The sequence below is a fragment of the Rudaea cellulosilytica DSM 22992 genome (assembly GCF_000378125.1).
In the GTDB taxonomy this organism is placed as follows: domain Bacteria; phylum Pseudomonadota; class Gammaproteobacteria; order Xanthomonadales; family Rhodanobacteraceae; genus Rudaea; species Rudaea cellulosilytica.
Genome location: NZ_KB899243.1, coordinates 357,633 through 383,629, shown reverse-complemented (window position 1 = coordinate 383,629; position 25,997 = coordinate 357,633). Strand labels below are relative to the sequence as shown.

Genomic DNA, 25,997 nt, shown 5'->3' with positions numbered 1-25,997 from the left:
ACGTGGATATTTCTCTCATCGCCGCGCTCGACCGCAACTACGCCATCGGTCGTGGCGGTGCGATGCCATGGCATCTGCCCGAGGATCTCAAGCGCTTCAAGGCGCTGACGATGGGCAAGCCCGTGCTGATGGGGCGCAAGACCGCGCTTGCGATCGGCCGCGCGTTGCCGGGTCGCACCAATCTCGTGTTGACGCGCAGCGGCGAGGTGCCGTTTGCGGGGCAGCGTGCGGCCGCCTCGCTCGACGAAGCGATCGCCGCGGCTGGCGATGGGGAACTGATGGTGATCGGCGGCGGCGAAATCTATGCACTCGCGCTACCGCAGGCGACACGCCTGCATCTGACCTGGATCGACACCGAGGCGTCCGATGCCGATGCGCACTTCCCGCGCTTCGATCCTGCCGAATGGCATGAAATTTCGCGTGAGGCACACAGCGCCGACGCGCGGCACGAATACGCCTTCACTTTCGTCGACTACGAAAGGGTCGGCAACTAGCGACTGCGCTCAGTCGCCATCCTTGCCGGTCGGCTTCGGCCGCTTCGACTTGATCGCGAAGAACTGCGGCTCCTCGCCGTCGAGGCGCAGCGCAATCAGCTCGCCGCCCCAGACGCAGCCGCCGTCGATCGCGTAGATGCCCATGCCCTGGAAGCGGCCCAACGTCGACCAGTGGCCGCAGATGATGCGTAGGTCGCTGCGCACGCGCCCGGGCACCTCGAACCAGGGATACAACCCCGGCTTCTGCGTGCCGGGAGCGCCTTTCTCGGTATAGGCGATGCGCCCGCGCACGTCGCAATAGCGCATGCGCGTCATTACGTTGATCGTCGCGCGCAGGCGCTCGATGCCGCGCAGCTTCGGCGACCATTGATCCGGTTTGTTGCCGAACATCGCAAGCAACAGGCGTTTTGCGCCGTCGCCGGCGAGGCGCTGTTCGACCTCGCGTGCGGCGCGTTCGGCGCGATCGAGGGTCCAGCCCGGTGCGAAGCCGGCGTGAACCATGGCGAAATCGAGCGCGCGATCGACGTGCAGCAGCGGGCGCGTGCGCAGCCAAGCGAGAATGGAATCGCGGTCCGGTGCGAACAGCACTTCGCGCAACTCGGGATTCGTCTTCGCCTGCGCTGCCTCCTCGCGCTCGGCGATTGCGAGCAGCGACAGGTCGTGGTTGCCGAGCACGACGATCGCGCTCTTGCCGAACGACTGCACCTGGCGCAGCACGGCCAGCGACTGGCCACCGCGGTTGACCAGGTCGCCGCAGAACCAGAGCGTGTCGCGCGAAGAATCGAAGCGGACTTTTTCGAGCAGCTGCGCGAGTTCGTCATAGCAGCCCTGCACGTCGCCGATCGCGTAGACGGCCATTCAGTGGACCGTGCGTGGTATGGACAGCGTGAACTGCGGGATCGCGGCGTCGAAGTGGCGCCCGTCGTCGGCGAGCATCTGGTAGCTGCCGCGCATCGTGCCGACTGCGGTTTCGAGCACGGCGCCCGAGGTGTACTGGAAATCGTCGCCGGGGCGCAGCCACGGCTGTTCGCCGACCACGCCTTCGCCGCGCACTTCCTGCACCTTGCCGTTGGCGTCGGTAATAATCCAGTGGCGCGAGATCAGGCGCGCAGCGACGCGGCCGGTGTTGGCGATGCGGATCGTGTACGAGAATGCATAGCGGTTCGCGTCCGGCGTGGACTGGTCGTGCAGGAACTGCGTCTGCACGGCTACGCTGATCGCATAGGGGCTGTTGTCGCTCATGTCTGGATTGTGCGCAGCGGCGTCGGGCGAATCAAGGGAACCTCTAAAAACCGTAGCGAGCGAAGAGAATTTGTGCGTCGCCGGAGCGCAGCAACCGGAGTGTACATACAAGTACATGAGGATTCCGAGCACCGCCGGCGCACAAATTATCGAGCGCAGTAGGTTTTTAGAGGTTCCCTCAACCTTTCGCTTGCAGATGTTGCGCCAGGGCGACGAACGTGGCAGGCGCCAACTGCTCGGCGCGCAGGCGCGGATCAATGCCCGCGGCAGCGAGATCGTCCGCATCGGCCACGCCTTTCAATGCATTGCTCAAGGTCTTGCGACGCTGGCCGAACGCGGCGCGGACGACGCGGTCGACCACGGCGAAATCAGCTTGCGGCAGCTTGTCGGGCGACAACGGCACGAGGCGCACGACGGCGGAATCGACCTTCGGCGGCGGCGTAAACGCGGTGGGCGGCACGTCGAACAGCGGCTCGACCGCACAGCGCAATTGCAGCATCACCGAAAGCCGGCCGTAGGTCTTGCTGCCCGGGCCGGCGGCCATGCGCTCGACCACCTCTTTTTGCAGCATGAAGTGCATGTCGTGGATCGCCGCAGCATTATCGAGGCAATGGAACAGGATCGGCGTGGAGATGTTGTAGGGCAGGTTGCCGACGAGACGGATCGTGGCACCGGCGGCGAGTGCGGCTATGTCCACTCCGAGCACGTCGCGATGCACGATCGTCAATTCGCCGACGCCGCTTGCGCGAGTGCGCAGCGGTTCGATCAGGTCGCGGTCGAGTTCGATCACGGTCAGGCTGCGTGCGGCGCGCAGCAGCGGCAGGGTCAGCGCGCCCTCGCCGGGGCCGATCTCGACGATGCGCTCGCCGGGCTTCGCTGCCACATATTCCACAATGCGGCTTAGTATATTTTTGTCGTGGAGGAAGTGCTGACCGAAGCGCTTCTTGGTGACGTGCGGGGCGAAGTCGTTCATGGCTTTTTTTTGGATCGGGTTTCCGGGCAGTACATCGGCGGCGAGGCGCGCAGTTCCTCGTACAGCCATTCTCGGAACAGCAGCAGCGCCGGTTTGTCCGCATGCTGCGGTGGGTAGACGAGATGACAGGTGGCCGGCGAGGCCACGCGCTGCGCGAACGGCGCGATCAGCGAGCCCGCGCGCAACTTGAGCGCGGTCAGCGAGCCGCGCGCGAGCACCGCGCCCTGGCCCTGGATCGCGGCCTGCAGGGCGAGTTCGGAATCGTTGAATACTGGTCCGCGACGCGGCTCGGCGATGTTGACGCCGGCCGCGGCGAACCACGGCGCCCACGGCTGCTGGCGGATGCGCAGCAGCGGCACGCGTGCGAGGTCGGCGGGGTTGCGCAGGCGCACGCGCCGCGCGAGCTCCGGACTCAGGGTCGGAAACAACTCGTCGTCGAACAGCTTCTCGCTGACCAGTCCCTCGTAATTGCCGGTGCCATAGCGGATCGCGACGTCGACGCCGTCGCTGCGGAAATCGGTGACCGCCGGCGTGCTTTCCAGGCGCAGTTCGATGCCGGGGTGGCGCTCGAGGAAACCGCCGAGGCGCGCGACCAGCCACGCTGCGGCGAACGAGGGCAGCACGCTGACTGTGAGCGAATTTGCACTGTCCTGGCCGCGCAGGCGTTCCAGTGCGGCGGCGAGCTGGTCGAGCGCGGTGCGCACGTCCTGGGCGAGCTGGCGGCCCGCGTCGGTCGCGCGCATCTGCCTCCCGGCGCGTTGCAGCAGCGGCATGCCGAGCGTCGCCTCGAGCGTGTGGATCTGATGGCTGACCGCGCTGTGGGTGAGACTGAGTTCGTCCGCTGCGCGCGTATAGTTCTGATGGCGCACGGCGGCCTCGAGCACACGCAGCGAGCGCAGCGGTGGCAGGCGGTGCCAGGGATTCATGCGCGGGCGGCTCTTAGAACCTGTCCTCAAAGCTACTGCGCTCGATAATTTGCGCGCCGGCGGTGCTCGGAATCCTCATGTACATTTGAGTACACTCCGGTTCCTGCGCTCCGGCGTCGCGCCCGATCTTAGATAGGATCGGCTCTTCGCTCGCTACGCTTTGAGGACAGGTTCTCATGAAAGGTTCGGCAGTCTAGCATCTGTGAAGAAAGCTCACAGATGACTCGAGAAAATAGCGTTTCTCGCGCGCACGCGCGAGGCTTACGATGCGACACCGCATCATTGCTTGCGCCGGTTTGCGCGGGCTGACCCAAGGAGTTTCCGATGAATGCTTCCATCTTCGCCCAACTGGTCGTGCTCGGCATGATTTGGGGCGCATCCTTCATGTTCCAGCGCATCACCGTGCCGGTGATCGGCGCTGGCATGACCGGCGCGGGGCGCATGATCTTCGCCGCGTTGACCCTGCTCGGCGTTCTCGCGCTGCTGCGCAAACCGCTGCAGTGGCGCGCGCGCTGGCGCGATTACCTCGTCGTCGGCTTTATCGTCATGGGCTTGCCACTGTGCTGCTTCGCCTTGGCTGCGCGCTCGCTGCCGGCCGGCTATCTCGCCGTGCTCAACGCGACCGTGCCGCTGTTCGCCGTACTGATCGGCTGGGTGCGCGGTACGCAGCCATCGGTGTCGAAGCTGGCCGGCGTGGTTGTCGGCGTGCTCGGCGTCGCCACGCTGGCGAAGTTCGGCCACCTCGAGATGAGCCTGGGCACCGCAATCGGCTTCGCCGCGGCGCTGTTCGCCTCGTTTCTGTACGCGGTCGGCGCGATCATGGCCAAGCAGCGTTACGGTGACGCCGATCCGCTCGTCATCACTGCGGGCAATCTGATCGGTGGTTCGTTGCCGCTGGTTCCGCTCGCGCTGGCGACTGCGCCGGCGGCATTGCCGCCGCTCAACGTCGGCCTTGCGCTGGTCGCGCTCGGCATTCTCTGCACCGGCATCGCCTATGCGTTGTACTTCCGCATCCTGCGCGCGGCCGGAGTCGAGCGTGCGGTCACGGTGACTTTCCTCGTGCCGCTGTTCGCGCTGATCTGGGCTGCGCTGTTCTTAGGCGAGCCGATCACCTGGGCCGCGCTTGCCGGTTGCGCGCTCGTGTTGTTCGCAGTCGCGCTGATTTTCGAGAAGGTCCCGGGGATCAAACCGAAAGCGCCACTGGCCGCGATCAAGCAGGCCTGAGCGCATGCCCACGAGTCTGAACTGGATCGCCTTTACCGCGGTCGCACTCGGCTTCGCCATCACGCCGGGTCCGAACATGATCTACACGATCTCGCGCGCGCTGTGCCAGGGCCCGGGGGCGGCGTTGATCTCGCTGCTCGGCATCGCGCTCGCATTCGTGTTCTACATGCTGTGTGCCGTGTTCGGCATTACCGCGCTGTTGATGACAGTGCCGTTTGCCTACGATGCGCTGCGTATTGCCGGCGCGCTGTACCTGCTTTATCTCGCCTGGCAAGCAATCAAGCCGGGCGGGCGTTCGCCGTTCGAAGTGCGCCAGTTGCCGCCCGACAATCCGCAGCAACTGGTGCTGATGGGCTTCTTGACCAACTTACTCAATCCGAAGGCTGCGGTGCTGTACTTGTCGCTGCTGCCGCAATTCATCCATCCCGAGCAGGGCCATGTGCTCGGCCAGGCACTGGCGCTCGGTTTCACCCAGGTCGCGATCAGTATGCTGGTCAACGGCAGCGTTGCGCTTGGCGCAGGAGCGATCGCGCTGTTCCTGGCACGCCGGCCGCTGTGGCTGGCAGCGCAGCGCTGGTTGATGGGCGGCGTGCTCGGCGGCCTTGCATTGCGCATGGCGACCGAAGCGCGACGCTAGCCTTTCCCTCGCGCGAGGTTCAGCGCGAGCCGTGTCGCCGCGATCAGGCTGGATGCATCGGCGCGGCCTTTGCCGGCAAGATCAAGCGCGGTGCCATGGTCGACCGAGGTGCGGATCCACGGCAGGCCGAGGGTGACGTTGACCGAATCGCCGAAGCCGAGTGCCTTGAGCACGGGCAGGCCCTGGTCGTGGTACATCGCCAGCACCGCGTCGAAACGCATGCGCTGCGTGGCGACGAAGGCGGTGTCGGCCGGCAGCGGGCCGACGATGTCGAATCCGGCGGCGCGTACCTGTTCGATCGCGGGAATGATGACGTCGATTTCCTCGCGGCCGAGATGGCCCGCCTCGCCGGCGTGCGGGTTCAGACCGAGCACGGCGATGCGTGGCGCGGCGATGCCGAATTTTGCGATCAGTTCGTCGCAGAGGATGGTCAGCGTGCGCACGAGTCCCGCACGCGTGATCGCTTCCGGCACGCGTGCGAGCGGCAGGTGCGTGGTTGCGAGCGCGACGCGCAATGCACCTGCATCGGCGTTCGGGTTGGGCAGCACGCGACCGCCGATATCCGGCGCAACGAGCATCATGACGACATCGTATCCGGCGCGTTCGGCGAGGAATTCGGTGTGGCCGGTGAACGCAATGCCGGCGTCGGCAACCGCGCTCTTTTGCACGGGCGCGGTGACGAGCGCGGCGAACTCGCCCGACGCGCAGCCGTCGGCGGCGCGGGCGAGCGTGTCGATCACATAGGGACCGTTGCGCGGATCGAGCTGACCGGGCACGGCGGGCACACGCAACGGCACGTGCAGGCAGCGCAGGGTACCGGGCCGGCGTTGTCCAAGGCGGGCGGCCGGATAATCTTCGAGATCGAGCGCGATGTTTCGCGCAGCCGCTGCCGATTTCAGCAGCTCGCGATCCGCGATCGCGACGAGGTCGGCGGCAAGGTCGGTCGCGGCCAGCGCCGCGACGAGTTCGGGTCCGATGCCGGCCGGCTCACCGGCGGTGATGGCGATACGCGGCAGCATGGGCAACTGGAATCCATCCGCGAAACGAAGTCTGCGTCATCGGCGTCTGCACGCGAACGACGAACTCGAAAGGCTATTTCGACTCGGCTTTCTTGATCGCTGCGCCCGAGCAGGCCTGGCGTTCCTTGGTCACGTAAGCCGGGTCGACCGCGCAGATGTACGAATCCGAGCGGAACTGGCGCAGCGTGCTTTCGATTTCGTCTTCGGCCTTGCGCTGGCGGATCAGTTCACGCGCCTGTTCGCGCTGTGTCTCGACCGTGCGGTCGGCGTCGCGCTTGCCGAGCAGCTGCAGGATGTGCCAGCCGACATCGGTCTGGAACGGCTGCGAGACTTCGTTGTTGGCCTTGAGCGAACCGAGCGCGGTGGCGACGGCGGTGCCGAAGCGGTCGATCGGGAACCAGCCCATGTCGCCGCCGAGATTCGCGGTCGGCGGATCCTTCGAGTATTCCTTGGCGAGCTTGGCGAAGTCTTCCTTGCCGTCGACGATGCGGCGACGCAGGTCGGCGGCGGTCTTCTGCGCCTCGGCGCTCGACACCAGCTCGGTGACCGGAATCATGATGTGGCGCGCGTGATACTCGGTCACGAGCTGTTTGCTGCCGCCGCCGCGCTTGTCGACGACCTTGATGATATGGAAACCGTTCGGTCCGCGGACCACCTGCGAGACCTGGCCCGGCGTGAGCGTCTCAGCGATCTGCACGAACGCTTCGGGCAGCGCACTGAGCGGACGCCATTGCAGATCGCCGCCCTCGAGCGCGTCCTGTGCGTTCGAATAGCGGATCGCCGCGGCGGCGAAGTCGAGGCCGCCGTCGATCTGCTTCTTCACGTCATCGGCCTTCTGCTTGGCCGTCTGGATCTGCTCGGCGCTTGCGTTCTCCGGCGTCGCGATGAGGATGTGGGCGAGATGGATTTCGCCGGTTTTGACGTTGCCGCTGGCGAGCAGCGTGTCGACTTCGGCGTCGCTGACGTTGCCCGCGCCCTGCATGATGCGCTGCTGCAGGCGCTGGACGAGAATCTGCTCCTTGGTCTGCTTGCGGAAGTCGTCGTAGTCGACGCCGTCGCGCGCAAGTGCACTGCGCAGCTGGGTGATGTCGATATTGTTGCTTTGCGCGATGCGGCCGATCGCCTGATCGACTTCATTGTCGGTGACGCGGATGCCGGTCGAGGACGCGCGCTGGATCTGCAGGCGGTTCATGATCAGGCGATCGAGCATCTGACTGCGCAGCACGTCCATCGGTGGCAGTTGCTGCGGATTGTTGTGTTGGATTTGCGCCTGGATTTGCGTCACCGCGCGGTCGAGTTCGCTCTGCAGGATCACATCGTCCTCGGCGATCGCGACGATGCGGTCGAGCGGCTCGACCGGCTGGATTTGCGCGCGCGCCACGGGCGCGGTGGCGACGAGGAAAAGAGCGAGGAAGGCGGCGAAAAGCTTGTTCATCGGCGGCTCTGCTGCAATCGAATGACGTAGCGGGCGCCATCGCGCCCGCGTGCGGGTAGGGGAAGATAGCGCGGACACCCTGAATGGAGCCCGCGCATCAGGCCGACGCGCTGCCGCTCGGCCTAGCCGGCGCAGCGCTGGAGCCTAACTCATTGATAGCCAAGGATAGCATGCCGCAGGAAGTTCTGCGTCCGTTGCCCGGTCGCGCCGATGCCCTTGAACTCGATCTCGAAGAAGACCGTGTTTTCCGCCTTGACGTCGTTGGGGATGTAGACGGCGTCGTTGTACGGATTGCTGACGTTGTTGAGCCAGCGGCGTGCGACCAGGCGCGCGGCGACGCAGCAGCTGTCGTACTGCACGCCGGCGAACGACTCGAGCAGGCGCTTGTCCCTCACCGAGTAGTAGTAGCGGCCGACGATGCTCCAGCGCAGGTTGAGCGGGATTAGCGCGGTTGCGTCGTACTGTTCGAGGAAGCCGCGGCGGTAGCGGTAAGAAAGGTTGACCACGCCGTCGGTGCCGAAACGGTGCTGCAGGGAAATCGCGTTCAGATCGGTATGCCTGCCGAACTCGCCAAACCAGTCCGGATTGTTCGGGTCGGTCTTCGCCGGCGGAGCGGTGTTCCACTGCATGTCCCAGGTCACGCTCCAGCGCTTGTTGAAATTGAGCTGCAGTTCGGTGAACAGGTCCTTGCCGACCGTGTTCAGCGCCGGGTAGTAGGGAAGATTGACGCTTGGCGTCTTGAAGTAGCGAATCTGGCCGATGCTGCCGCTGAGTAGCTGGTCGCCGCTGTCCGCATCGATCAGGCGCGAGGTCAGCGCGACGGTGGCCTGGTTCGCATCCGACTGGCGATCGCCACCGGTATAGGCGTTGGTGCGGAACAGGCTCGGGAAATCCAGGCTCGGCAGCGAGGTGTCGAAGTTCGGCAGCCCGTTCTGGTTGCGGTACGGCACGTACAGATAGAACAGGCGCGGCTCAAGCGTCTGGATGTAGGCGTTGCCGAACAGCTTGGTATCGCGTTCGAAGAACAGGCCCGAATCGATGCTCGCCACCGGCAGGCTGCGGCTCGGCGCGGTTTTGGTTAGCAAAGGATTGTTGACGCTGGCAAATTGCATGTCCGCCAGGTCGTACTGGGTAATGCGGTAACCGAGCGTCGGGCGGAAGAACCAGGCGAGCGTCTCGATCGGGTAGGAGATGTGCGGGAACAGATCCAGGCGCTGGCCGGTCAGCGAATAGCCGCGCTGGAAGTGGATGTATTCCGACTCCATGCCGAATTCGAAGCCGCCCAGGTGCTGGGTGACGATGTTGAACGCCACGCGCGGCAGGCGCGTGTAGGGCTTGTAGACGACCGGGTTGGCGCAGCCCTTGAGCGGGCCGCCGCCGGGACAGAACGACTCGATACTGGGGTCGCTGACCTGCCAGTCGTCGGCGCCGATGGCCGTGTTCCACCAGCCGCCATTGCCGTTGACATACGCGCTGGAGGGCAACAGGCTGATCGCCGTGCTCTGGAAGCTGTCGCCGAAGTCGCGCAGATAGCGATCGTCGGAAACGCGGTGCACGTCGACTGTCGCGCCCCAGTTTGCGTTGAACGTGGTCCAGTTCTGCAGGCGCAGGTAGCCGCGCGAGGTTTCGTCGGTGACATCATCCTTGGGCATGTAGCCGACGTTGACCAACAGCCGGTCCCATTCCGACAGATAACGGAACTCGGTGTCGAGGAACGGCCCACGCTTCGTATATTCGATCGGTTTGAAGGTGAGGTCGTAGTTCGGCGCCAGGTCCAGATAGTACGGAATGCCGAGCTTGAAGCCGCGCCGGTTACTGTAGCCGATGACCGGCATCAGGAAACCCGAATGACGCTCCTCGTCGATCGGGAACGACATGTATGGCAGCCACAGGAACGGCACGCCTTCGTAGGCGAATGTGACGCCATGGCCGTAGCCCTCGTTCTTGACCTTGTCGATCTCGAGGTCGTTTGCGCGCATCTCCCATTGGCGCTCGCTCGGATCGCAAGTCGAGAACGTGCCCTGGGTCATCTTCGAGTGATCCGGGTCGGTCTGGTTGACGACCGCGGCGATGCCGTTGCCGCGCTGATCGAGCATCTGATAGCGCACATTGTCGAGATAGGTCACGTTCGGCGTGGTCGTGCCGCGCGCCTTGTCCGCCGACATGAGCATGCCAGCGTCCTGGTAGCGCACGTGGCCGTTGGCGACGTAGTCGGTGGTCTCGCTGTTGTAGGTGAGGAAATCGGTGCGCAGCAGCGCGTCGAGGCGCTGCATGCGCACGTCGTCTTCGAGTTGAGCGTGGTTTTTGTCGGTCCAGGTCACCTTGTTCGCATCGGCGGTCGACTGCGCTTTCGAGCGGTCACCGGCCGGCGGCAGGCCGGGCACGAAAAAATCGAGCAGGTCGTTGCGCTTGCACTTGCCGTAGTCGTTCTTCGGCGCGATGCAGCGCATCACCCCGGCGGGACAGGTCGTCTGCGTGGTCGAGGGGGCAATCACCGCCACCTGCGCGGAAACCGGTTCGGCCATCGCGACCAGCAGCAACAGCGGCAGGGGACGCAGGGACAGATGCCGGAGCCGGCGGTCGTTCAGCATGGATGGCAGCACGGGGACGTCGCAAGGCTAACGTGAGGCCGGCAAGCTTGCCCGAAACGGGGTGGAGGGGCAATCGGCGCGCATTTGTCCGGTTCATCTTCAATGGCTTGCAGGTGTAAGGTTCGGCCGCATGTTTCGTCCAATCCGGCAGACAGGAAACATGAGGAAAAGATGATGAATGAGAAGATCGAAAAGACCGACGCGCAGTGGCGCGCGGAACTCAATCCCGAGCAGTACGCCGTCTGCCGCTGTTCCGCCACCGAGCGGCCGTTCACCGGCAAGTATTACGACCATCACGAGACGGGCACGTATCTTTGTGCGGCCTGCGGCGCCGAGCTGTTTTCCTCGCAGGCCAAGTACGAATCCGGCAGCGGCTGGCCGAGTTACTGGCAGCCGATCGACGCCAACGCGGTGAGCGAGCAGGAAGACGCAAGCCACGGCATGCGCCGCGTCGAAGTCAAATGCGCGCGCTGCGATTCGCACCTGGGCCACGTCTTCCCGGACGGCCCGCGACCGACTGGCCTGCGCTACTGCATCAACTCCGCGGCGCTCGGGTTCGACGCGAAGGAGTGATCGCCTGCGGTGGCAGTGAACGGCCTCAGCCGGCGTCGATCTTTTGCGCGACTTCCCAGCTGTGTCCGGCAGGATCGACGAAGTTGGCGGTGCGCATGCCCCAGGGGCGATCCTTCGGGCCGGCGAGCAGGCTCACGCCGCGCTCGCGCAGGCGCGCGCACAGAGCGTCGACGTCATCCACCCAGACGCTGAACTGGCAACGCGGGCCCGCATCGCGCGCGCCCGGTGCCTGCGGTTCGATGATCTCGCCGGCGCTGTCGACATGAAGCAGGTTCAGGATCAGCTTGTCGAATTTTAGTGCGGCGGAGACATCGTCTTCGAAGATCGTCTCGACCTCGAAGACGTTGCGATAGAACGCCTTCGCCGTGCGCAGGTCGTCGACGAACAGGCTGATCGCGCTGATGTGTTGCAGGTCGGTTGGCATGGCGGCAGTTCCGCGTCGCTGCGCGTGCATCAGGCGCGCTTGCGCAGATACATGTGCGTCGCGCGCTCGCCGGCGACGGACTTTTCGCAGTCGTAGCCGAGCGCGTTCAGATCCAGGCCGGCAAACAGATTCTCACCGCGGCCGAGCAGGAGCGGGCGCACGGCGAGATGCAGGTCGTCGATCAGCCCGGCGCGCAGGTACTCGCGCACCGTCGCCACGCCGCCGCCGAGGCGGATGTCGCGATTGCCCGCCACCGCGCGCGCCTGCGCGAGCGCCGATTCGATGCCGTCGGTAACGAAGTGGAATACGGTACCGCCCTTCATCGCCAGCGGCGCTCGCGCATGATGGGTGAGCACGAACACCGGTACGTGATACGGCGGCTCGTCTCCCCACCAGCCTTTCCAACTGTCGTCCGGCCACGGTCCGCGCACAGGGCCGAACATGTTGCGGCCGAGAATCCAGGCGCCGAGGCCGCTCATGCCTGCCGCGGCGATGCCGTCGTCGATGCCGGTCTCGCCGCCGTCGAGGCCCTGCATGGCGCGCCAAGTACGCGATGCGAAGAACCATTCGAACAACTCGGGGCCGCGCAGGCCGAGCGGATTGTCGAGACTCTGGTCCGGTCCGGCGCCGTAGCCGTCGAGGGAGATGGAGAAGCTTCGTACGCGTAGCTTGGACATGGCGATTCTCGCGAAAAGTAAAGGGTCTCGTGGGCAACGACGAACGGTCGCTGTGGAAATCGACAGAGTCGCTAGGATATTGAAACAGCGGTGGGCGTAGTTCAGCGTTCGGCGTCGTTCGCATTGCCGGCGAGCGGACGCACGTACTGGACGAGACTCATCAGTGTCTTGCCTGGTTCCTCCCACGGAATCATGTGCGCGGAGTGCTCGAACCAGACGCCGCGCTTGTAGGGTGCCTTCACTTGCTCCAGCCATTTCGCCGTCGGTTCGGAAGGGGTGGTGTAGTCGTGCCGCCCCATGAACATCACTACGGGAATCGGGAACGAGCGCACTCCGGTGTAATCGACTGCGAGGAACTCGGGCATGATCCTGCCGAGCGTGAAGACGTTGCCCTTGTCGATCGCTTGGCGATCGTTGAAGTCGTATTCGGGCGACAGCAGCGGCGCATCGAAGAAATAGGGAGAGGTCTCGCGATATGCGCTCAAACCGCCGTAGAACTGCGGCCACTTGCGCGCAATGATGATGCGCTCGCGCGTGACCGGTTTGCCACCCGGGTACGGCGCGATCGACTCTATTTCCTTGATCGCCTCGGCGTTGTTGTGCGCCTTCGCCTGGGCTAGGCCGAACTCGAAGCTGATTCGCTCGTTCTCCATCGTGTTCACGTTCTGGCCGATGCCGACATAGGCGTAGAACAGGTCCGGGCGCTTCAGCGCGGCGCCCATGCCGACGACCGTGCCCCAGCTGTGTCCCATGAGGATGATCTTGCGCTTGCCGTACTTCTTGCGGATGTGCTCGGCGACTTCGATCGCATCTTCGATATAGCTCGAAATGTGGATGCTGCCGGAAATCGATTCTGAATCGACTTCGCCGAACGTCTTGCCAGCGCCGCGCTGGTCCCAGTTGACGACGGTGAAGTATTCCTCGATCGGACGCTGGAATTCCCAAATCGTCGGCATCAGTGGCGACGCCGGCCCGCCGTGGACGAAGAGAATGATCGGATTGGCCTTGTCCTGGCCGCGCACGTTGATCCACTGGTCGATGCCGCCGATCTTCGTTTTGTAGGTTTCCTGGATACCTGACGGCGCGACGATGCGTTCCAAATCCTGCACCACATCGCGCGCAAGTTTGTAGCGTTCCGCGTCGGTGGCCGCATGGCCGGCGGAAGAAAACAGCGCGGCCAGAGCGAAGGGCAGGAACAGGAGTTGCTTCATGTGGTGAGATTCCAGATTGGAAAAAGGCGACTCGCGCGGCTTGCCACGCGCAAAAACGGGCGCCAGATTGGGTCGGCAATGCAGGTTTGGCAAGTGCCTTTTGTTATCCCGACTGCGGTGCCACGATGTATCGCGTGGCTCACATGCCGGCGATTTGCGATCATGGCAAATCGACTGCGAGGAGATCGGCGTGCAAGGAAATCCTGAAATGCTCACCTCGGTGGGTGCCTGCGTCGCCCATATCGTCGAGCGCGCCGGGGGAGAGCTGCGCGTTGCCGCGCCACTTGGCCTGGGCAAGCCGAACGTGCTGCTCAACGCGTTGTACCGACGTGTCGCCGGCGATGCCGCGCTGCGGCTGGACATATATACGGCGTTGTCGCTGGCGCGACCGCAACCGAAATCCGACCTCGAACGGCGCTTCGTCGAACCGTTCCTCGCGCGTCATTTCGGCGAAGACTATCCGGACCTGCTCTACGTCGCCGCGCAGAAGGCCGGCACGCTGCCGGCGAACGTGCGCATCCACGAGTTCTATGTGCAGTCGGGCGCGATGCTCGGCGTCGAGTCGGCGCAGCGCGATTACGCGAGCATGAATTACACCCATGTCGCGCGCGACCTGGTCGATCGCGACATCAACGTGATCGTGCAGCTGATCGCCGCGCGCGAGGAAGCCGGGCGTATTCGCTACAGCCTCGCCTGCAATCCCGACGTCACCGCGGATCTGCTCGACCGTATGCGCGATGCCGGCGCGGCGCGGCCGTATGTCGTCGGCATCGTTCATCCCGACCTGCCGTTCGTCGGCAACGAGGCCGAGGTCGAGGCGGATTTTTTCGACGCGCTGCTGTTCGACCAGGCGAACCGGCACACGCTGTTCGCGCTGCCGCGTGCGCCAATCGATCCGGTCGAATACGCGATCGGGTTGCATGCCTCGGCGCTGGTGCGCGACGGCGGCACCCTGCAGATCGGCATCGGCGCGCTGTCGGATGCGATCGTGCACGCGCTGCTGCTGCGCCAGCGTGACAACGCGGCATACGGCGCCGCGCTCGCTGCCGTCGGCGCGCAGACGGGCGCGGGCACGCTCGCCGCGCGCATCGGCGGCCTCGACGGCTTCGCGACCGGCCTGTACGGCGCCAGCGAGATGGTCATGGACGGCTTCATGCATCTTGCCGAAGCGGGCATCCTCAGGCGCCGTGTCTATGACGACTACGCCCTAGAACAAGCGCTCGAGGACGGCAGCATCGAGGACACGCTGCACGCGCACGCGGCGGATGCCTTGTACGCCTGCGGCGCGCTCGGCCCGTACATCGACAAGGCCGAGTTCGCGCGTCTGCTCCGCTTCGGCCTTCTGCCCGAGGGTGCGCAGCTGGCATTCACGACCTTGCTGTTGCCCGATGGGTCGAGCCTGCCGCTCGATCTGGGCAACGCCGAAGCGCGCACGCAGTGGAACCGCGTGCTCGCCGGTCGCAGACTGCGCGAGGGGCGCTATCTGCGCGGCGCGTTCTATCTCGGCTCGAAGGCGTTCTACGCGTGGCTGCGCGGTCTCGATGGCGCTGCCTTCGACGGCCTGTCGATGACGCGCGTCTCCGACATCAACCAGCTCTACGGCGGACGCGAATCGCTCGACGCGCTGCAGCGCCGCGACGCGCGTTTCTTCAACACCTGCATGATGGCCACGCTGCTCGGCGCGGCGACCTCGGATGCGCTGGCCGACGGTCAGGTCATCAGCGGCGTCGGCGGCCAGTACAACTTCGTCGCTATGGCGCATGCACTGACCGACGGGCGTTCGGTCCTGCTGCTGCGCGCGACGCGCGAGCATGCCGGCAGGACGGAGTCAAACATCCTCTGGAACTACGGCCACACGACCATTCCGCGTCACTTGCGTGACATTTACGTCACCGAATACGGCGTCGCCGACCTGCGCGGCAAGTCGGACGAGGATTGCATCCTCGCCATGCTCGCGATTGCCGATGCGCGCTTCCAGGACGGCCTTGCCGCCCAGGCCAAGGCCGCGGGCAAGCTGCGCCGCGATTTTGCGATTCCGGCTGCGTGGCGCGCAAACACGGGAGAAAACCTCATGGCAGCGCTGAAGCGCGGCGAGCTCTCGGCGCACTTTCCCGCGTATCCGTTCGGCAGCGATTTCGACGAAACCGAGTTGCGCCTGTTGCCGGCATTGACCCGGCTCAAAGCTCTTTCCGCCAAAAAGTCGGAAATGGCATTTTTCTTGCTTCGAGCGTTTACGTCCTCGCCGCCTGTCGCCGACGCGGAAATGCTTTTGGCGCGATTGAACCTGCATCGCCCCGCGACCTTGGCCGAAAAATTGATGCGCAGGCTTGTGCTCGCAGCCCTCGCCGACGCCGATAAGAATTGAGATATGCCTGCAGATAAGAGTGCTGTTTTTGCCCGACTGAAATCGATGTTGCCGCCGCGGTCCGCCACCGCGAAGGCAGAGTACTTTTCCACATCGACGGCGTTGCGCGGCCGATTGAACGGAGTGTCGTTGGCCAATCGCGGCTCCGCGCTGTCGCCGATGCGCGAGATATTGCGCGAGTTCAACGCCACCCCGCTCGGCGCGCGCGAGCGCCTGCCCATGCTGGGTGTGTTCGAAGACGCGACTGCGGCGCTTGTCGACGACGCCAGAAACGAGACGCGCGAATTCTTTCCGATGTCGGCCGAACGCATCGAAGACGCATTGCTTGCTAGTGCGATCGAGCGCGAACTGGCGCTTGGCTACGTAGCCGTCGTCTGCGACCTGTGCGCGCCGGCGGGAAAGGTGAAGATCCTGCATCGTGGCATGGTCGCAGAGGCACTCGTGCGTGCCTGTCTGCACCAGAACGCGCGTCTCTGGCTGGCAAGCCGGATGCATTGCGAACCCGACGCCGGTACCTGGCAAGGGTTGCACGACATGTTCCGCTTCGCCGTCGCAAGCGGCTGCGCGGACAAGGCCGAAGTGACGATGACGGGCGGCATCCGCGCGGGGGTGCGCTCGATCTATGCGCAGGCGCTGCTGCATGCGTTCGCTCGGCCAAATCATTTCACCCAGAAACAGAACCGCCAATTGCACACGAGCTTGCCGGTACTCGCGTCCTGGTGCGACGTCGGACCAGGCCATGCACTGGCGGGAACGATCGCGGTTTACGCAAAAGGCGACGCGACACCGCCCACGCTGCCGCGTTCCGGACCGATCGACGGTGAGGATTGCTGGCTGCTCGACGTCTCGACCCTGATCGCGCAGCTTGATTCTCTGCTCGCCGCGCGCGGGCGGGAAACGGAATTGCACCTGCGCGCCAAGCGCGGCGGCGCGCAGGCCACGCTCGCCGCCGACACGGTCGAAGTGCTGCGGCGGGTATGGTCGGCACGGATCGAGCGAGCGTCCGCACGCAGTCCAGACGATATCGTGTTCGAGACCGAAGTCGGTCTTGCCGGTCTGCACGGCCTTTTGTTGGGTGAGCAGGAGATCGAGTTCGCGCTGTCGCTGGCCGGTGAAGTGTCGACATCCGCCGCGAGCTGGGCGACACGCGTTCCCGCAGACAAGCAGAAGCAGCGCGCGCGAGCACAAGTCGTCGATAGCAGCCGGCACGGATACCGCCTGCATTGGCGGTCCGGCGAGGATGCACGCGTCCGCGTCGGTGAATTGATCGCTCTCGCGCCGGTCGAGCAGCAGCAAGACGAGCGGCAATGGACCTATGGCGCGTTGCGCTGGCTGCGCGCCGATCCGAAAGTGGGTATCGATGCGGGCATCGAACTGTTGCCTTCGACTCCGATCGCGGTGGCCGTCTATGTCCTGGATGTCGGCGGAAGGGCCGGATCGCCCGTGCGCGGCATCCTCTTCAATGCGGATGCCACAGCAACCAAACGCAAAAACGACGGCGCTGGCGAAGCAAGCATCTGGGTGCCGCGACCGTTCGCTCCGGGCAACGCCGTACTCGAAGTAGCGCGTTTCAGCAGCGATGTCGACGAGGTCACGCCGCGCTCCGTGCGCGTGGCCCAGTTCAGCGTGCGCGATGAGGGGCTATACCAGAAAATTCAGCTTCCCGAGGAAATCCTCGCGCGCATCGTGGGGCCGGCAACGGACGCGACGGCGAGCTCGGGGTGACCCATACGTCCGTACGGGCGCGTGACGAGCGTATCCGCTGAAGTGGACACCCCGCCGTCTACGGATTGGGGCCGGCGATCCTCGCAGAGAATTTGACGCGACGGCTAGTGCTCATTGATCTTGCTCGGCCTGGTCGAGCGATGCCGGTAATTGTCGCGGCCAAATCTCGTACAAATTTCAGTGCGCGACACGCCCCGCGGAAAGAGCTATGGTGAGCGTCGGGGCATAGACTGAAAATGCAGTGCCACCGCGGAATATGTCTGAAATATTGATCGTCGTTCAGGGAGCGTCATCCAACACTAGATGCTAGGCACGTTCATCGGCTGGGGGGCTTATGAATATCGTCTTGGATCGTCTTGAAGCGATGCTGCCGACGCAATCCGCGCCGGAACCGGGGTCGCCCTTCGCCGACCCGCATGCCCTGCGCAGCTGGCTGGGCGGGTTGCGGCTGGCCGACCGGCATTTCGCGCGGATGCGTTTGCGCGATGCGCTGCGCGAGTTCAATACCTTGCTCATGGCGCCGCGTCAGCGCCTGGCCATGCTCGAAACGTTCGAACTGACCGCCGCCGCCCTCGTCGATGACGTGAAGAACGAGGTGCGCGAGTTTTTTCCGATGTCCACGCAGCGCGTCGACGAGATACGGTTGGCCGACGAGATCGAACGCGAATTAGCGCTCGGCTATGGCGGTGTCGCCTGCGGTCTCGCCGAGCGTTCCGGTACCGTGCCTTTTTTGCAGCGCGGCTGCGTGGCCAAGGCCTTGGTGCGCGCGAGCGCATGCCAGAAGGCGCGGCTTTGGCTGGCCTGCCGCAGGCTTGCCGCGCCTCCTGCTGGGGTATGGCAGGGATTGCATGATTTGTTCGGCTTCTCCATCGCCTGCGGTTGTGCCGACAGGGAAAGCATCCTGGTCCAGGGCGGCATGAGGTCGAGCACGCGTTCGATCTATATTCAGGCGTTGTTGCTGGCCTTCGCCAAGCCGAATCAGTTCACTCAGGCACGCAATCGGCAACTGCATACCAGCCTGCCGGTGTTGGCGTCGTGGTGCGAGGTGCGGCGCGGCCGCGCGGCGAACGGTGCAATTGCGGTATGCAGTACAAGCGACATGTCGCCGCCGGCAATGCCCGCCGAGGTTTGGGTGGATGCGGGTGCCGAGTGGACACTTGACCCTCGATCCCTGCTCGCGCAATTGGACACGCTCGTCGCCGGCAGCCACGGACAAGGTGAGATCACGCTGCGCGCGCTTTACGGCGACGGCTCGGCGACCCTCGCAGTGGATCTCGTCGATGCACTCAGGCGTGTCTGGTCGGGCTACACGGAACGCGAGGCCCCGCGCAGTGTCGGGCAGGCGTGGCTCGAAACCGAAGTCGGATTGTCGCGCGTGCATTCTCATCTGACCGGCTGTCAGGACCTGGAGTCCGCCTCGCCCCTCGCCGGCGAAACGAGCTTGCCCGTCGCCGGCTGGGCGTTGCACGTGCCGGATCGCTCGGAGGCGAAGCATGCGTGTGCCGAGGTGATGGATTGCAGCCGGCATGGCTATCGTCTGCGCTGGAAGGCCGGCGAAGATGCGCGCGCGCGCGTCGGCGAATTGATCGCGCTGGCGCCCATGACCCGCGGCGAGCGGAAATGGCGCTACGGCGCTTTGCGCTGGCTGCGCACGCAAGGCGATGCCGCGGTCGAGGCGGGCGTCGAATTGCTGTCTTCGCCGATCCCGGTTGCGGTCTACGCACTTGATGCGAATGGCGTGTCGCTGGCGCCGGTGCGCGGCATCCTGGTCGGCGCATCGAGCGACGGCAAGCACGCCAACACGCAGGGCATACTCGTGCCGCGCCCGTTTGCGCGCGATGTCGCCGGGGTCGAGGTATTGCGCATCGACGAAACCAACGTCGACACGATGCCGCGGGCGGTCCGCGTTACCCAATTCAGCGCAGAGGACGCGGGGCTTTATCAGAAAATCGTTTTGCCGGGTGAGGCGATCGACCGCATAGTGGACCGAGAGGCCGGCGAAAGCGGCGCGCGCACGTAGGGCAATACGACCCGGGGGAAGCAGGGTTGGCCTGCAGCTCGTAACGATCTCGGATAGGACAGCGCGAATGCGTTAAAATCAGGATTTCCGCCACGCATGCGCCAATGAATTCCAGCAATTCCGCAACCGGCATCTGGCCGCGGCGCTCATCCATAGCAGTGAAGATTGCGGGGACCAGTATTGGCGGTGGTGCGCCGGTCGTCGTGCAATCGATGACCAACACGGACACGGCTGATGTAGCCTCGACCGCGAAACAGGTCGCCGAGCTCGCTCGTGCCGGCTCCGAACTCGTGCGCATCACAGTGAACACGCCGGAAGCTGCGGCAGCGGTGCCTAGGATCCGCGAGCGTCTCGACATGCAGGGCGTGGGCGTGCCGCTGATCGGCGACTTCCACTACAACGGCCATCAGCTGCTCACCGGCGAGCCGGCCTGCGCCGAGGCGCTGGCGAAGTACCGCATCAATCCGGGCAACGTCGGCTTCGGCAAGAAGCGCGATGTTCAATTTTCCACAATTATAGAATTTGCCTTGAAGTACGCGAAGCCCGTGCGCATCGGCGCGAACTGGGGCTCGCTCGATCAGGCCATGGTCGCCGCGCTGATGGACGAGAACCACGCGCGCGCCGAGCCGTGGGATGCCGCGCACGTCGCGCGTGAGGCGTTGATCCGTTCCGCGCTCGATTCGGCTGCACGCGCCGAGGAACTCGGCATGGCGCGCGAGCGCATCATCCTCTCATGCAAGGTTTCCGGCGTGCAGGAATTGATTGCCGTCTATCGCGACCTCGCCGCACGCTGCGACTACGCGCTGCATCTCGGCCTGACCGAAGCCGGCATGGGTTCGAAAGGCATCGTTGCTTCGAGCGCGGCGCTCGCCGTGTTGCTGCAGGAAGGCATCGGCGACACGATCCGCATCTCGTTGACGCCCGAGCCGAACGAATCGCGCACGCGCGAAGTCATCGTCGCGCAGGAATTGCTGCAGACGATGGGCCTGCGCGCATTCACCCCGCTGGTCACCGCATGCCCCGGCTGTGGGCGCACCACCAGCGTGTTTTTCCAGGAACTCGCCAAGACGGTGCAGGAGCACGTGCGTGCGAAGATGCCCGAATGGCGCATCAAGTACGACGGCGTCGAAAACCTCACGCTTGCGGTGATGGGCTGCGTGGTCAACGGTCCGGGCGAATCCAAGCACGCGAACATTGGCATTTCGCTGCCCGGCACGGGCGAAGCGCCCGCCGCGCCGGTGTTCATCGACGGTGCCAAGGCGATGACCTTGCGCGGTGACCACATCGCGCAGGAATTCGTTGGTGTCGTCGAAAACTACATCGCAACAAAATTCGCCCAGCGCGCAGCGTGAGCGGCTACTGCTCGAATTGCACCGTGTTGGCCACCGAGCATTGCGTGACCGGGGTGACGTCGCGCTTGAGCCACTGCGCTTCCCAGCACTCGTCGTAGACCGAGCAATAGCAGACGCTCATCTTGAAGCGGTCCTTGGCTTCGAACAGGGCTTTGGCCTCGTCGGGTTGCGCCGTGCGGATCGCGGCGATCGTCGTCTCTCGGTTCGTGCTCGGCGGCAGCACGTTGCCGTTGATGCTCGATACGGTCGCGTTTTCGCGGCCGTGGCCGAACAACGCGTGGAAGACCTCGTCCCAGTTGCGCATCGGCTTGCCGTCGAGGCTCAGTGTGACCGATTTGATCAGCGCCGGGCCGACGCCGTTGTTCTCGACCTCCCAGGTGAAGCCGCCGTTGTCGCGGTTGCCGAAGTAGCTCAGCCCCAGCGAAACGATCGGCCACACGCTCGCGCGTGCCTGGGCCTGCATGAGCCGCGTCTGGTAAGCACCCGTGGCGAGCGCGAGCACGCTGACTGCGAGCGCGACGATGCTGCTGAGTTGTGCGGTCGAGGACTGCCGCGCCGAAGCAGTAGCCTGCGCGGACCGGGATTCAGCCAGTGACGCGGCGGAATCCTCATCCGGATGTTGTGGAGGGCTAGGCATGCAAGTGCGCGTACGTGGAATCTGCGGCAAGGGTAGCGCGGCGACGCGCGCGAGGCCAGAAACCGCGGTACCTACTGCTCGAACTGCACGCTGTCTTTGGTCTCGCAGCGTGGCACGGGCTTGTTCTCGGTCTGCAGCGAATGCACGAGCCAGCAATCGTCGTAGACCGAGCAATAGCACACCTCGATCGTCGTGCGCGGCACCGCCGTCTGGAACGCCTTGGCGCGCTCGGGCGTGTTCGGCTTGACTATCTCGACCACCGTTTCGCGATTCGTGCTTGGCGGCAGCACGATGCCGTTGAGCGAGGATGTCTGGCCATGGAATTCCTGGTCGGGCGCAATCTTGGCGAACACGTCCTTCCAGTTGCGATAGGGCTGGCCGTCAACCAGCACGCGCACGGACTCGATCTTCGCCGGGCCGACGCCGTTGTTGTCGACCCGCCAGAAAAATGCCTCGCGGCCTGGAGTGGTGTCCTCGTTCTTGCCGATCGTGACGTAGGGCCAGACGCTCGCGCGCGCCTGCGTCTGCATCAGCTCGGTCTGCGACTGCATCAGCCGAGTCTGGTAGACCGAGGTCACCAGCGCCAGCAGGCTGAAGGCCAGCGCGGAGAAACTGCCGATTTCGCTGAAGCGAACGCGGGCCGTGGTCTGCCTCAGCTGCGTTCCGATGCCGTTTTCCTCGTTGCCCATGCTGCTTGTCCCGGGTGTGATGCGCGAAATGTAACCGAAGCAGGGCATCGGCGGACGCGCGACGCGCTCTCAAGCGGATTGTCCCGACTCGCTCGGCGCAATCTTCGGGTCGGTCACGGTGTGACGAGCAAGCATCGCTTCGCGCCGCGCGATGTAGATGTTCGCGCCTATGATGATGACCGCGCCGATCACGGTTGCCGTGTCGATGGTCTGGCCGAATGCGAACCAGGCACAAGCAACCACGACCGGCAACTGGATGAAGTTGATCGGAATCAGCGCCGACACTTCGCCGGCTTGGTAGGCGCGCGTCATGCATACCTGGGCGATGGTCGCGAGCAGACCGGTCAGCACGAGCCAGAACCAGCCCGTCGCGTCGGGCCAGGTCCAGTGCAGCAGTGCAGGCACCAGCGACATCACGGTCATGATCGCCGACATGTAGATCACCACGGCGTCGGGCGATTCCGTACGCGACAGATACTTGATCGCGATATACGACATCGCCGCGAATGCCGCGCCGGCGAGCGCAATCAACATGTCGGACGAGAAATGCATGCCCCCGGGGCGCATGATAATGAGCACACCGACGAAGCCGATCACGACCGCACTCCAGCGTCGCGCGCGCACGATTTCGCCGAGGATGAACACGGCGCCAACGGTGACGAACAGCGGCGTCGAGTACGAGATCGATATCGCCTGCGCGAGCGGTAGGTGGGCCAGCGCCCAGAAGCTCGCGAGCATCGACAGCGTGCCGGTCGTGCCGCGCACCAGGTACAGGCCGAAGCTGCGCGTGCGCAACATGCCGAGTCCTGGCTTGATCAGCAGCGGCAGTGCGAACACCAGGCCGAACAGACTGCGGAAGAAACCCGCCTCGAACGCGCTGACCTGCGCAGTGGCGAAGCGCAGCGCGATCGCCATCAGCGCGAACAACACCGCGCTCGCGGCCATCAGTGTGGGGGCGTAGAGCGGCGAGCGGTTCAACAAGTGAACTCGATCAAGCCGAGGTGCGGCGATGTCCAGATCGTCCACCGCAGCACACGAGTCGGGGTCCATTTGCGCGGCATGGGCATAGGGTGTTCGATGCGTATGGAGAAAATCTGGCGGTTTCGCGTCGACCGGGAAAATTATCGCATGTCGGGCAAACAGACCCGGTCCGATTCGTTTGCATGACACGGAGCCAAAATGGTCATGGCCGATACCGCCGTTGTCTTGTGCGATGCGGATGGGTTCTGTGCGTCCCGCGTCGCGGCCGCCGAATGCGCGATCCGCCGTGGCGCGTGATCTCTGATATTTTATCCAGACTCGACGGCTGCCAGTGGGGAGATGTCATGCGTAATCGGGTCGGACTAGCTGCGCTTGCTGTGGCCCTGCTTTGCACGCACGACGTTTCGTTTGTGGTGGCCGCGCCCGCTCAACCGAGCGGCGAGGTGGTACCAGCACCGCCGCGTCACGAAGGCGAAGGGCCGTATTCGCAGCTGATCCTGCGCGGTGTCACCGTGATCAACGGCACCGGCAGCCCGGCGTTCGGGGCGGCTGACGTGGTGATCGAGGGCAACCATATCGTCAAGGTGCAGTCGGTCGGCAATCCCGGCGCGACCATCGATGCGGACAAGCGGCCCAAGCTCGCCGCAGGCGGCCGCGAGATGGATCTTAGCGGCCACTACGTCATACCTGGAATTATCGACATGCACGGCCACATCGGCGGCGCCGAGCAGGGTACGCCGGCCGAATACGTCTACAAGCTCTGGCTTGGCAACGGCATCACCACAGTGCGCGAGCCCGGCTGCATGAACGGCGTCGACTGGTGTGTGAGCGAGGCCAAACGCAGCGCGGCGAACGCGATCACCGCGCCGCGCATCTTTGCGTACGCCGCGTTCGGCTTCAAGGAGCACGCGCCGATGACACGGCCGGAGCAGGCGCGCGAGTGGGTGCGCGAGATGAAAGCCAAGGGGATCGTCGGCATGAAATGCTTCGGCTACCGGCCCGACGTGCTCGAGGCCGCGTTCGCAGAACTGAAGAAGCTGGGCATGCGCAGCGCCTGCCATCACGCGCAGCTCGACGTGGCGCGCGTCAACGTGCTGACCACGGCGCGCTGGGGCCTGACCTCGATGGAACACTGGTACGGCCTGCCCGAAGCGCTGTTCGACGATCGCACCGTGCAGGACTACCCGCCGGCATACAACTACAACAACGAAGCCGACCGCTTCGGCCAGGCCGGGCGCCTGTGGGCGCAGGCCGCGACCAAGGGTAGCGACAAGTACGAGGCCGTCATCAGCGAACTGCTCAAACTCGATTTCACGATCGACCCCACCTTCACGATCTACAACGCCTCGCGCGACCTCATGCGCGCGCGGCGCGCGGACTGGCATGAGGAGTATACTTTGCCGCAACTGTGGGATTTCTACACGCCGAACCGCGACCACCACGGCAGCTTCTTCTTCGATTGGGGTACGGAGGACGAAGTCGCCTGGCGCGACAACTATCGGCGCTGGATGGGCTTCGTCAACGACTACAAGAACCGCGGCGGCCGTGTCACGGTCGGCTCCGACTCGGGCTTCATCTACCAGCTCTACGGTTTCGGCACCATCCAGGAACTCGAGCTGCTGCGCGAAGCCGGATTCCATCCGCTCGAGGTGATCCGCGCAGCGACGCTCAACGGCGCGCAGGCGCTCGGCGAGGAACAGCGACTCGGCACGATCGAGCCCGGCAAGTTCGCCGATCTCGTCGTGCTCAAGGAAAATCCGCTGGGCAACTTCAAGGTGCTCTACGGCACCGGCCATATCCGCCTCGGCGAGGACGGCAAGGTGCAGCGCGTGGGCGGGGTTGAGTACACGATCAAGGACGGCATCGTGTTCGACGCCAAGCAATTGCTCGCCGACGTGCGCAAGATGGTCGCCGAGGAAAAGGCGAAGCGCCACATCGAGCGGTTGCCGCAGCCGTGAATTCAATCGCGCCGCGGCATTGCACTATGATGCAGGCCCCGCAACAACAGCGCGAACCATCGCCAGCATGACGCAGCCTTTCATCGTCGCCATTCCTGCGCGCTATGCATCGACGCGCCTGCCCGGCAAGCCGCTGCTGCCGCTGGCCGGCGAGCCGATGATCCGCCACGTCGTGCGCCGTGCGCAGGCGGCCGGCGCGGCGCAGGTCGTCGTCGCGACCGACGATGCGCGCATCGTCGCGGCGCTTGACGGTTCCGGCGCGACGGTTGCGATGACGCGCGCCGATCACACCTCGGGCAGCGATCGCCTCGCCGAGTGCGTGGAGGCGTTGGGTTGGCCAGACGACGCGATCGTGGTCAACCTGCAAGGCGACGAACCGCTCGCGCCGGCGAGCGGCATTCGCGAGGTCGCCGCAGCGCTCGCGCAAGGCGACGCGCCGATGGCGACTCTGGCGACGCCGGTCGCGAGCATCGAGGAATTCCTCAACCCGAATTGCGTCAAGGTCGTCTGCACGGGCGACGGTCACGCGTTGTACTTCAGCCGCGCCGCGGTGCCGTGGCCGCGCGACGCGTTCGCGAAGTCGCGAGATGCGTTGCCGCAGCAGGTGCCGCTGTTGCGCCACATCGGCATCTACGCGTATCGCGCAGGCTTCCTGCGCACCTTCGCGCGGCTTGCACCGACGCCGCTAGAACGCGCCGAATCGCTCGAGCAATTGCGCGCGCTCGAGCATGGCTATCGCATTGCCGTGCGCATCGCGCCGGAAATATTTCCTCCGGGTGTCGATACTGCCGAGGATCTTGCCCACGCAGAAAAGCTACTGCGGAAATAGCGCCGGGCTTGGTCG

At 64.8% G+C, this 25,997-nt stretch carries 23 protein-coding genes; 10 read left to right on the top strand and 13 right to left on the bottom strand.

Annotated elements, in window-relative coordinates:
• Positions 1-2: 2 nt before the first annotated feature.
• On the top strand, positions 3-494 hold the full coding sequence (locus F455_RS0116285) for a dihydrofolate reductase (RefSeq protein WP_018974382.1): 492 nt from the start codon (positions 3-5) through the stop codon (positions 492-494).
• 9 nt (positions 495-503) lie between these two features.
• On the opposite strand, the gene F455_RS0116280 is transcribed toward F455_RS0116285, so the two are convergent.
• The 4 genes from F455_RS0116280 to gcvA all read right to left on the bottom strand — a co-directional run bounded on the left by F455_RS0116280 (position 504) and on the right by gcvA (position 3,635).
• Positions 504-1,352, bottom strand: coding sequence for a symmetrical bis(5'-nucleosyl)-tetraphosphatase (locus F455_RS0116280; protein ID WP_018974381.1), 849 nt, complete (start codon positions 1,350-1,352; stop codon positions 504-506).
• Entirely contained in the window at positions 1,353-1,736 is a 384-nt protein-coding gene (apaG, locus tag F455_RS0116275; protein ID WP_018974380.1) for a Co2+/Mg2+ efflux protein ApaG, read from the bottom strand.
• A 178-nt stretch (positions 1,737-1,914) separates the two neighbouring features.
• Positions 1,915-2,709: a 16S rRNA (adenine(1518)-N(6)/adenine(1519)-N(6))-dimethyltransferase RsmA gene (gene rsmA / locus F455_RS0116270; protein WP_018974379.1), complete on the bottom strand. Its 795-nt coding sequence runs from the start codon at positions 2,707-2,709 to the stop codon at positions 1,915-1,917.
• A complete protein-coding gene (gene gcvA, locus F455_RS21185; protein ID WP_018974378.1) occupies positions 2,706-3,635 on the bottom strand; it encodes a transcriptional regulator GcvA in 930 nt (309 codons plus the stop codon). The genes rsmA and gcvA overlap by 4 nt, the downstream gene beginning before the upstream one ends.
• A 324-nt stretch (positions 3,636-3,959) precedes the next feature.
• On the opposite strand from gcvA, the gene F455_RS21180 reads away from it, so the two are divergent.
• Together F455_RS21180 and F455_RS0116250 are read left to right on the top strand one after the other, a co-directional pair.
• Positions 3,960-4,859: a DMT family transporter gene (locus F455_RS21180; protein WP_018974376.1), complete on the top strand. Its 900-nt coding sequence runs from the start codon at positions 3,960-3,962 to the stop codon at positions 4,857-4,859.
• 4 nt (positions 4,860-4,863) lie between these two features.
• Positions 4,864-5,496, top strand: coding sequence for a LysE family translocator (locus tag F455_RS0116250; protein WP_018974375.1), 633 nt, complete (start codon positions 4,864-4,866; stop codon positions 5,494-5,496).
• Here the strand turns inward: F455_RS0116250 and pdxA are convergent.
• The 3 genes from pdxA to F455_RS21170 form a co-directional block, all read right to left on the bottom strand.
• A complete protein-coding gene (pdxA, locus tag F455_RS0116245; RefSeq protein WP_018974374.1) occupies positions 5,493-6,515 on the bottom strand; it encodes a 4-hydroxythreonine-4-phosphate dehydrogenase PdxA in 1,023 nt (340 codons plus the stop codon). The genes F455_RS0116250 and pdxA overlap by 4 nt on opposite strands.
• A 73-nt stretch (positions 6,516-6,588) precedes the next feature.
• Positions 6,589-7,950 (bottom strand): peptidylprolyl isomerase, encoded by a 1,362-nt coding sequence (locus F455_RS21175; RefSeq protein WP_018974373.1) that lies wholly within the window; start codon positions 7,948-7,950, stop codon positions 6,589-6,591.
• A 149-nt stretch (positions 7,951-8,099) separates the two neighbouring features.
• Complete coding sequence (locus tag F455_RS21170; protein WP_018974372.1) at positions 8,100-10,541, bottom strand: LPS-assembly protein LptD; 2,442 nt, start codon at positions 10,539-10,541, stop codon at positions 8,100-8,102.
• 174 nt (positions 10,542-10,715) lie between these two features.
• Between F455_RS21170 and msrB the strand changes: the two genes are divergently transcribed.
• Complete coding sequence (gene msrB / locus F455_RS0116230) at positions 10,716-11,114, top strand: peptide-methionine (R)-S-oxide reductase MsrB (RefSeq protein WP_026293463.1); 399 nt, start codon at positions 10,716-10,718, stop codon at positions 11,112-11,114.
• 25 nt (positions 11,115-11,139) lie between these two features.
• On the opposite strand, the gene F455_RS0116225 is transcribed toward msrB, so the two are convergent.
• The 3 genes from F455_RS0116225 to F455_RS0116215 form a co-directional block, all read right to left on the bottom strand.
• Positions 11,140-11,538, bottom strand: a complete 399-nt coding sequence (locus F455_RS0116225; RefSeq protein ID WP_026293462.1) for a VOC family protein — start codon at positions 11,536-11,538, stop codon at positions 11,140-11,142.
• Positions 11,539-11,567: 29 nt separating this feature from the next.
• Positions 11,568-12,215 carry a dihydrofolate reductase family protein gene (locus F455_RS0116220; RefSeq protein WP_018974369.1) on the bottom strand — a complete coding sequence of 216 codons (648 nt, stop codon included), beginning with the start codon at positions 12,213-12,215 and terminating at the stop codon, positions 11,568-11,570.
• A gap of 101 nt (positions 12,216-12,316) precedes the next feature.
• Entirely contained in the window at positions 12,317-13,426 is a 1,110-nt protein-coding gene (locus tag F455_RS0116215; RefSeq protein WP_018974368.1) for an alpha/beta fold hydrolase, read from the bottom strand.
• Positions 13,427-13,616: 190 nt separating this feature from the next.
• Here F455_RS0116215 and F455_RS23485 point away from each other — a divergent pair, with 190 nt between their 5' ends.
• The 4 genes from F455_RS23485 (at position 13,617) to ispG (ending at position 20,888) form a co-directional block, all read left to right on the top strand.
• The gene (locus tag F455_RS23485; RefSeq protein WP_157578941.1) at positions 13,617-15,791 is read left to right on the top strand and encodes an acetyl-CoA hydrolase/transferase C-terminal domain-containing protein; all 2,175 of its coding nucleotides are present in this window, start codon (positions 13,617-13,619) and stop codon (positions 15,789-15,791) included.
• 129 nt (positions 15,792-15,920) lie between these two features.
• Positions 15,921-17,516: a hypothetical protein gene (locus tag F455_RS0116205; RefSeq protein ID WP_157578939.1), complete on the top strand. Its 1,596-nt coding sequence runs from the start codon at positions 15,921-15,923 to the stop codon at positions 17,514-17,516.
• Positions 17,517-17,850: 334 nt separating this feature from the next.
• Complete coding sequence (locus F455_RS0116200) at positions 17,851-19,536, top strand: hypothetical protein (RefSeq protein WP_018974365.1); 1,686 nt, start codon at positions 17,851-17,853, stop codon at positions 19,534-19,536.
• A 104-nt stretch (positions 19,537-19,640) separates the two neighbouring features.
• Positions 19,641-20,888, top strand: a complete 1,248-nt coding sequence (gene ispG / locus F455_RS0116195) for a flavodoxin-dependent (E)-4-hydroxy-3-methylbut-2-enyl-diphosphate synthase (protein WP_018974364.1) — start codon at positions 19,641-19,643, stop codon at positions 20,886-20,888.
• Between the two features lie 4 nt (positions 20,889-20,892).
• Here the strand turns inward: ispG and F455_RS0116190 are convergent, their stop codons facing one another.
• From F455_RS0116190 to F455_RS0116180, 3 genes are all read right to left on the bottom strand, one after another.
• The gene (locus F455_RS0116190) at positions 20,893-21,525 is read right to left on the bottom strand and encodes a hypothetical protein (protein WP_157578937.1); all 633 of its coding nucleotides are present in this window, start codon (positions 21,523-21,525) and stop codon (positions 20,893-20,895) included.
• Between the two features lie 71 nt (positions 21,526-21,596).
• Positions 21,597-22,214 (bottom strand): hypothetical protein, encoded by a 618-nt coding sequence (locus tag F455_RS0116185; protein WP_018974362.1) that lies wholly within the window; start codon positions 22,212-22,214, stop codon positions 21,597-21,599.
• A gap of 69 nt (positions 22,215-22,283) precedes the next feature.
• Positions 22,284-23,159, bottom strand: coding sequence for a DMT family transporter (locus F455_RS0116180; protein ID WP_051084227.1), 876 nt, complete (start codon positions 23,157-23,159; stop codon positions 22,284-22,286).
• Between the two features lie 380 nt (positions 23,160-23,539).
• Here F455_RS0116180 and F455_RS0116175 point away from each other — a divergent pair, with 380 nt between their 5' ends.
• Positions 23,540-25,153 carry an amidohydrolase family protein gene (locus tag F455_RS0116175; protein ID WP_083918991.1) on the top strand — a complete coding sequence of 538 codons (1,614 nt, stop codon included), beginning with the start codon at positions 23,540-23,542 and terminating at the stop codon, positions 25,151-25,153.
• Between the two features lie 67 nt (positions 25,154-25,220).
• The gene (gene kdsB / locus F455_RS0116170; protein ID WP_018974359.1) at positions 25,221-25,982 is read left to right on the top strand and encodes a 3-deoxy-manno-octulosonate cytidylyltransferase; all 762 of its coding nucleotides are present in this window, start codon (positions 25,221-25,223) and stop codon (positions 25,980-25,982) included.
• Positions 25,983-25,997 lie beyond the last annotated feature (15 nt).

Bases quoted from the DNA above. Each gene is read 5' to 3' on its own strand.
- F455_RS0116280 (WP_018974381.1), bottom strand. From the start codon at position 1,352: ATGGCCGTCTACGCGATCGGCGACGTGCAGGGCTGCTATGACGAACTC.
- apaG (WP_018974380.1), bottom strand. From the start codon at position 1,736: ATGAGCGACAACAGCCCCTATGCGATCAGCGTAGCCGTGCAGACGCAG.
- rsmA (WP_018974379.1), bottom strand. From the start codon at position 2,709: ATGAACGACTTCGCCCCGCACGTCACCAAGAAGCGCTTCGGTCAGCAC.
- gcvA (WP_018974378.1), bottom strand. From the start codon at position 3,635: ATGAATCCCTGGCACCGCCTGCCACCGCTGCGCTCGCTGCGTGTGCTC.
- F455_RS21180 (WP_018974376.1), top strand. From the start codon at position 3,960: ATGAATGCTTCCATCTTCGCCCAACTGGTCGTGCTCGGCATGATTTGG.
- F455_RS0116250 (WP_018974375.1), top strand. From the start codon at position 4,864: ATGCCCACGAGTCTGAACTGGATCGCCTTTACCGCGGTCGCACTCGGC.
- pdxA (WP_018974374.1), bottom strand. From the start codon at position 6,515: ATGCTGCCGCGTATCGCCATCACCGCCGGTGAGCCGGCCGGCATCGGA.
- F455_RS21175 (WP_018974373.1), bottom strand. From the start codon at position 7,950: ATGAACAAGCTTTTCGCCGCCTTCCTCGCTCTTTTCCTCGTCGCCACC.
- F455_RS21170 (WP_018974372.1), bottom strand. From the start codon at position 10,541: ATGCTGAACGACCGCCGGCTCCGGCATCTGTCCCTGCGTCCCCTGCCG.
- msrB (WP_026293463.1), top strand. From the start codon at position 10,716: ATGAATGAGAAGATCGAAAAGACCGACGCGCAGTGGCGCGCGGAACTC.
- F455_RS0116225 (WP_026293462.1), bottom strand. From the start codon at position 11,538: ATGCCAACCGACCTGCAACACATCAGCGCGATCAGCCTGTTCGTCGAC.
- F455_RS0116220 (WP_018974369.1), bottom strand. From the start codon at position 12,215: ATGTCCAAGCTACGCGTACGAAGCTTCTCCATCTCCCTCGACGGCTAC.
- F455_RS0116215 (WP_018974368.1), bottom strand. From the start codon at position 13,426: ATGAAGCAACTCCTGTTCCTGCCCTTCGCTCTGGCCGCGCTGTTTTCT.
- F455_RS0116200 (WP_018974365.1), top strand. From the start codon at position 17,851: ATGAATATCGTCTTGGATCGTCTTGAAGCGATGCTGCCGACGCAATCC.
- ispG (WP_018974364.1), top strand. From the start codon at position 19,641: ATGAATTCCAGCAATTCCGCAACCGGCATCTGGCCGCGGCGCTCATCC.
- F455_RS0116190 (WP_157578937.1), bottom strand. From the start codon at position 21,525: ATGCCTAGCCCTCCACAACATCCGGATGAGGATTCCGCCGCGTCACTG.
- F455_RS0116185 (WP_018974362.1), bottom strand. From the start codon at position 22,214: ATGGGCAACGAGGAAAACGGCATCGGAACGCAGCTGAGGCAGACCACG.
- F455_RS0116180 (WP_051084227.1), bottom strand. From the start codon at position 23,159: ATGGCCGCGAGCGCGGTGTTGTTCGCGCTGATGGCGATCGCGCTGCGC.
- F455_RS0116175 (WP_083918991.1), top strand. From the start codon at position 23,540: ATGCGTAATCGGGTCGGACTAGCTGCGCTTGCTGTGGCCCTGCTTTGC.
- kdsB (WP_018974359.1), top strand. From the start codon at position 25,221: ATGACGCAGCCTTTCATCGTCGCCATTCCTGCGCGCTATGCATCGACG.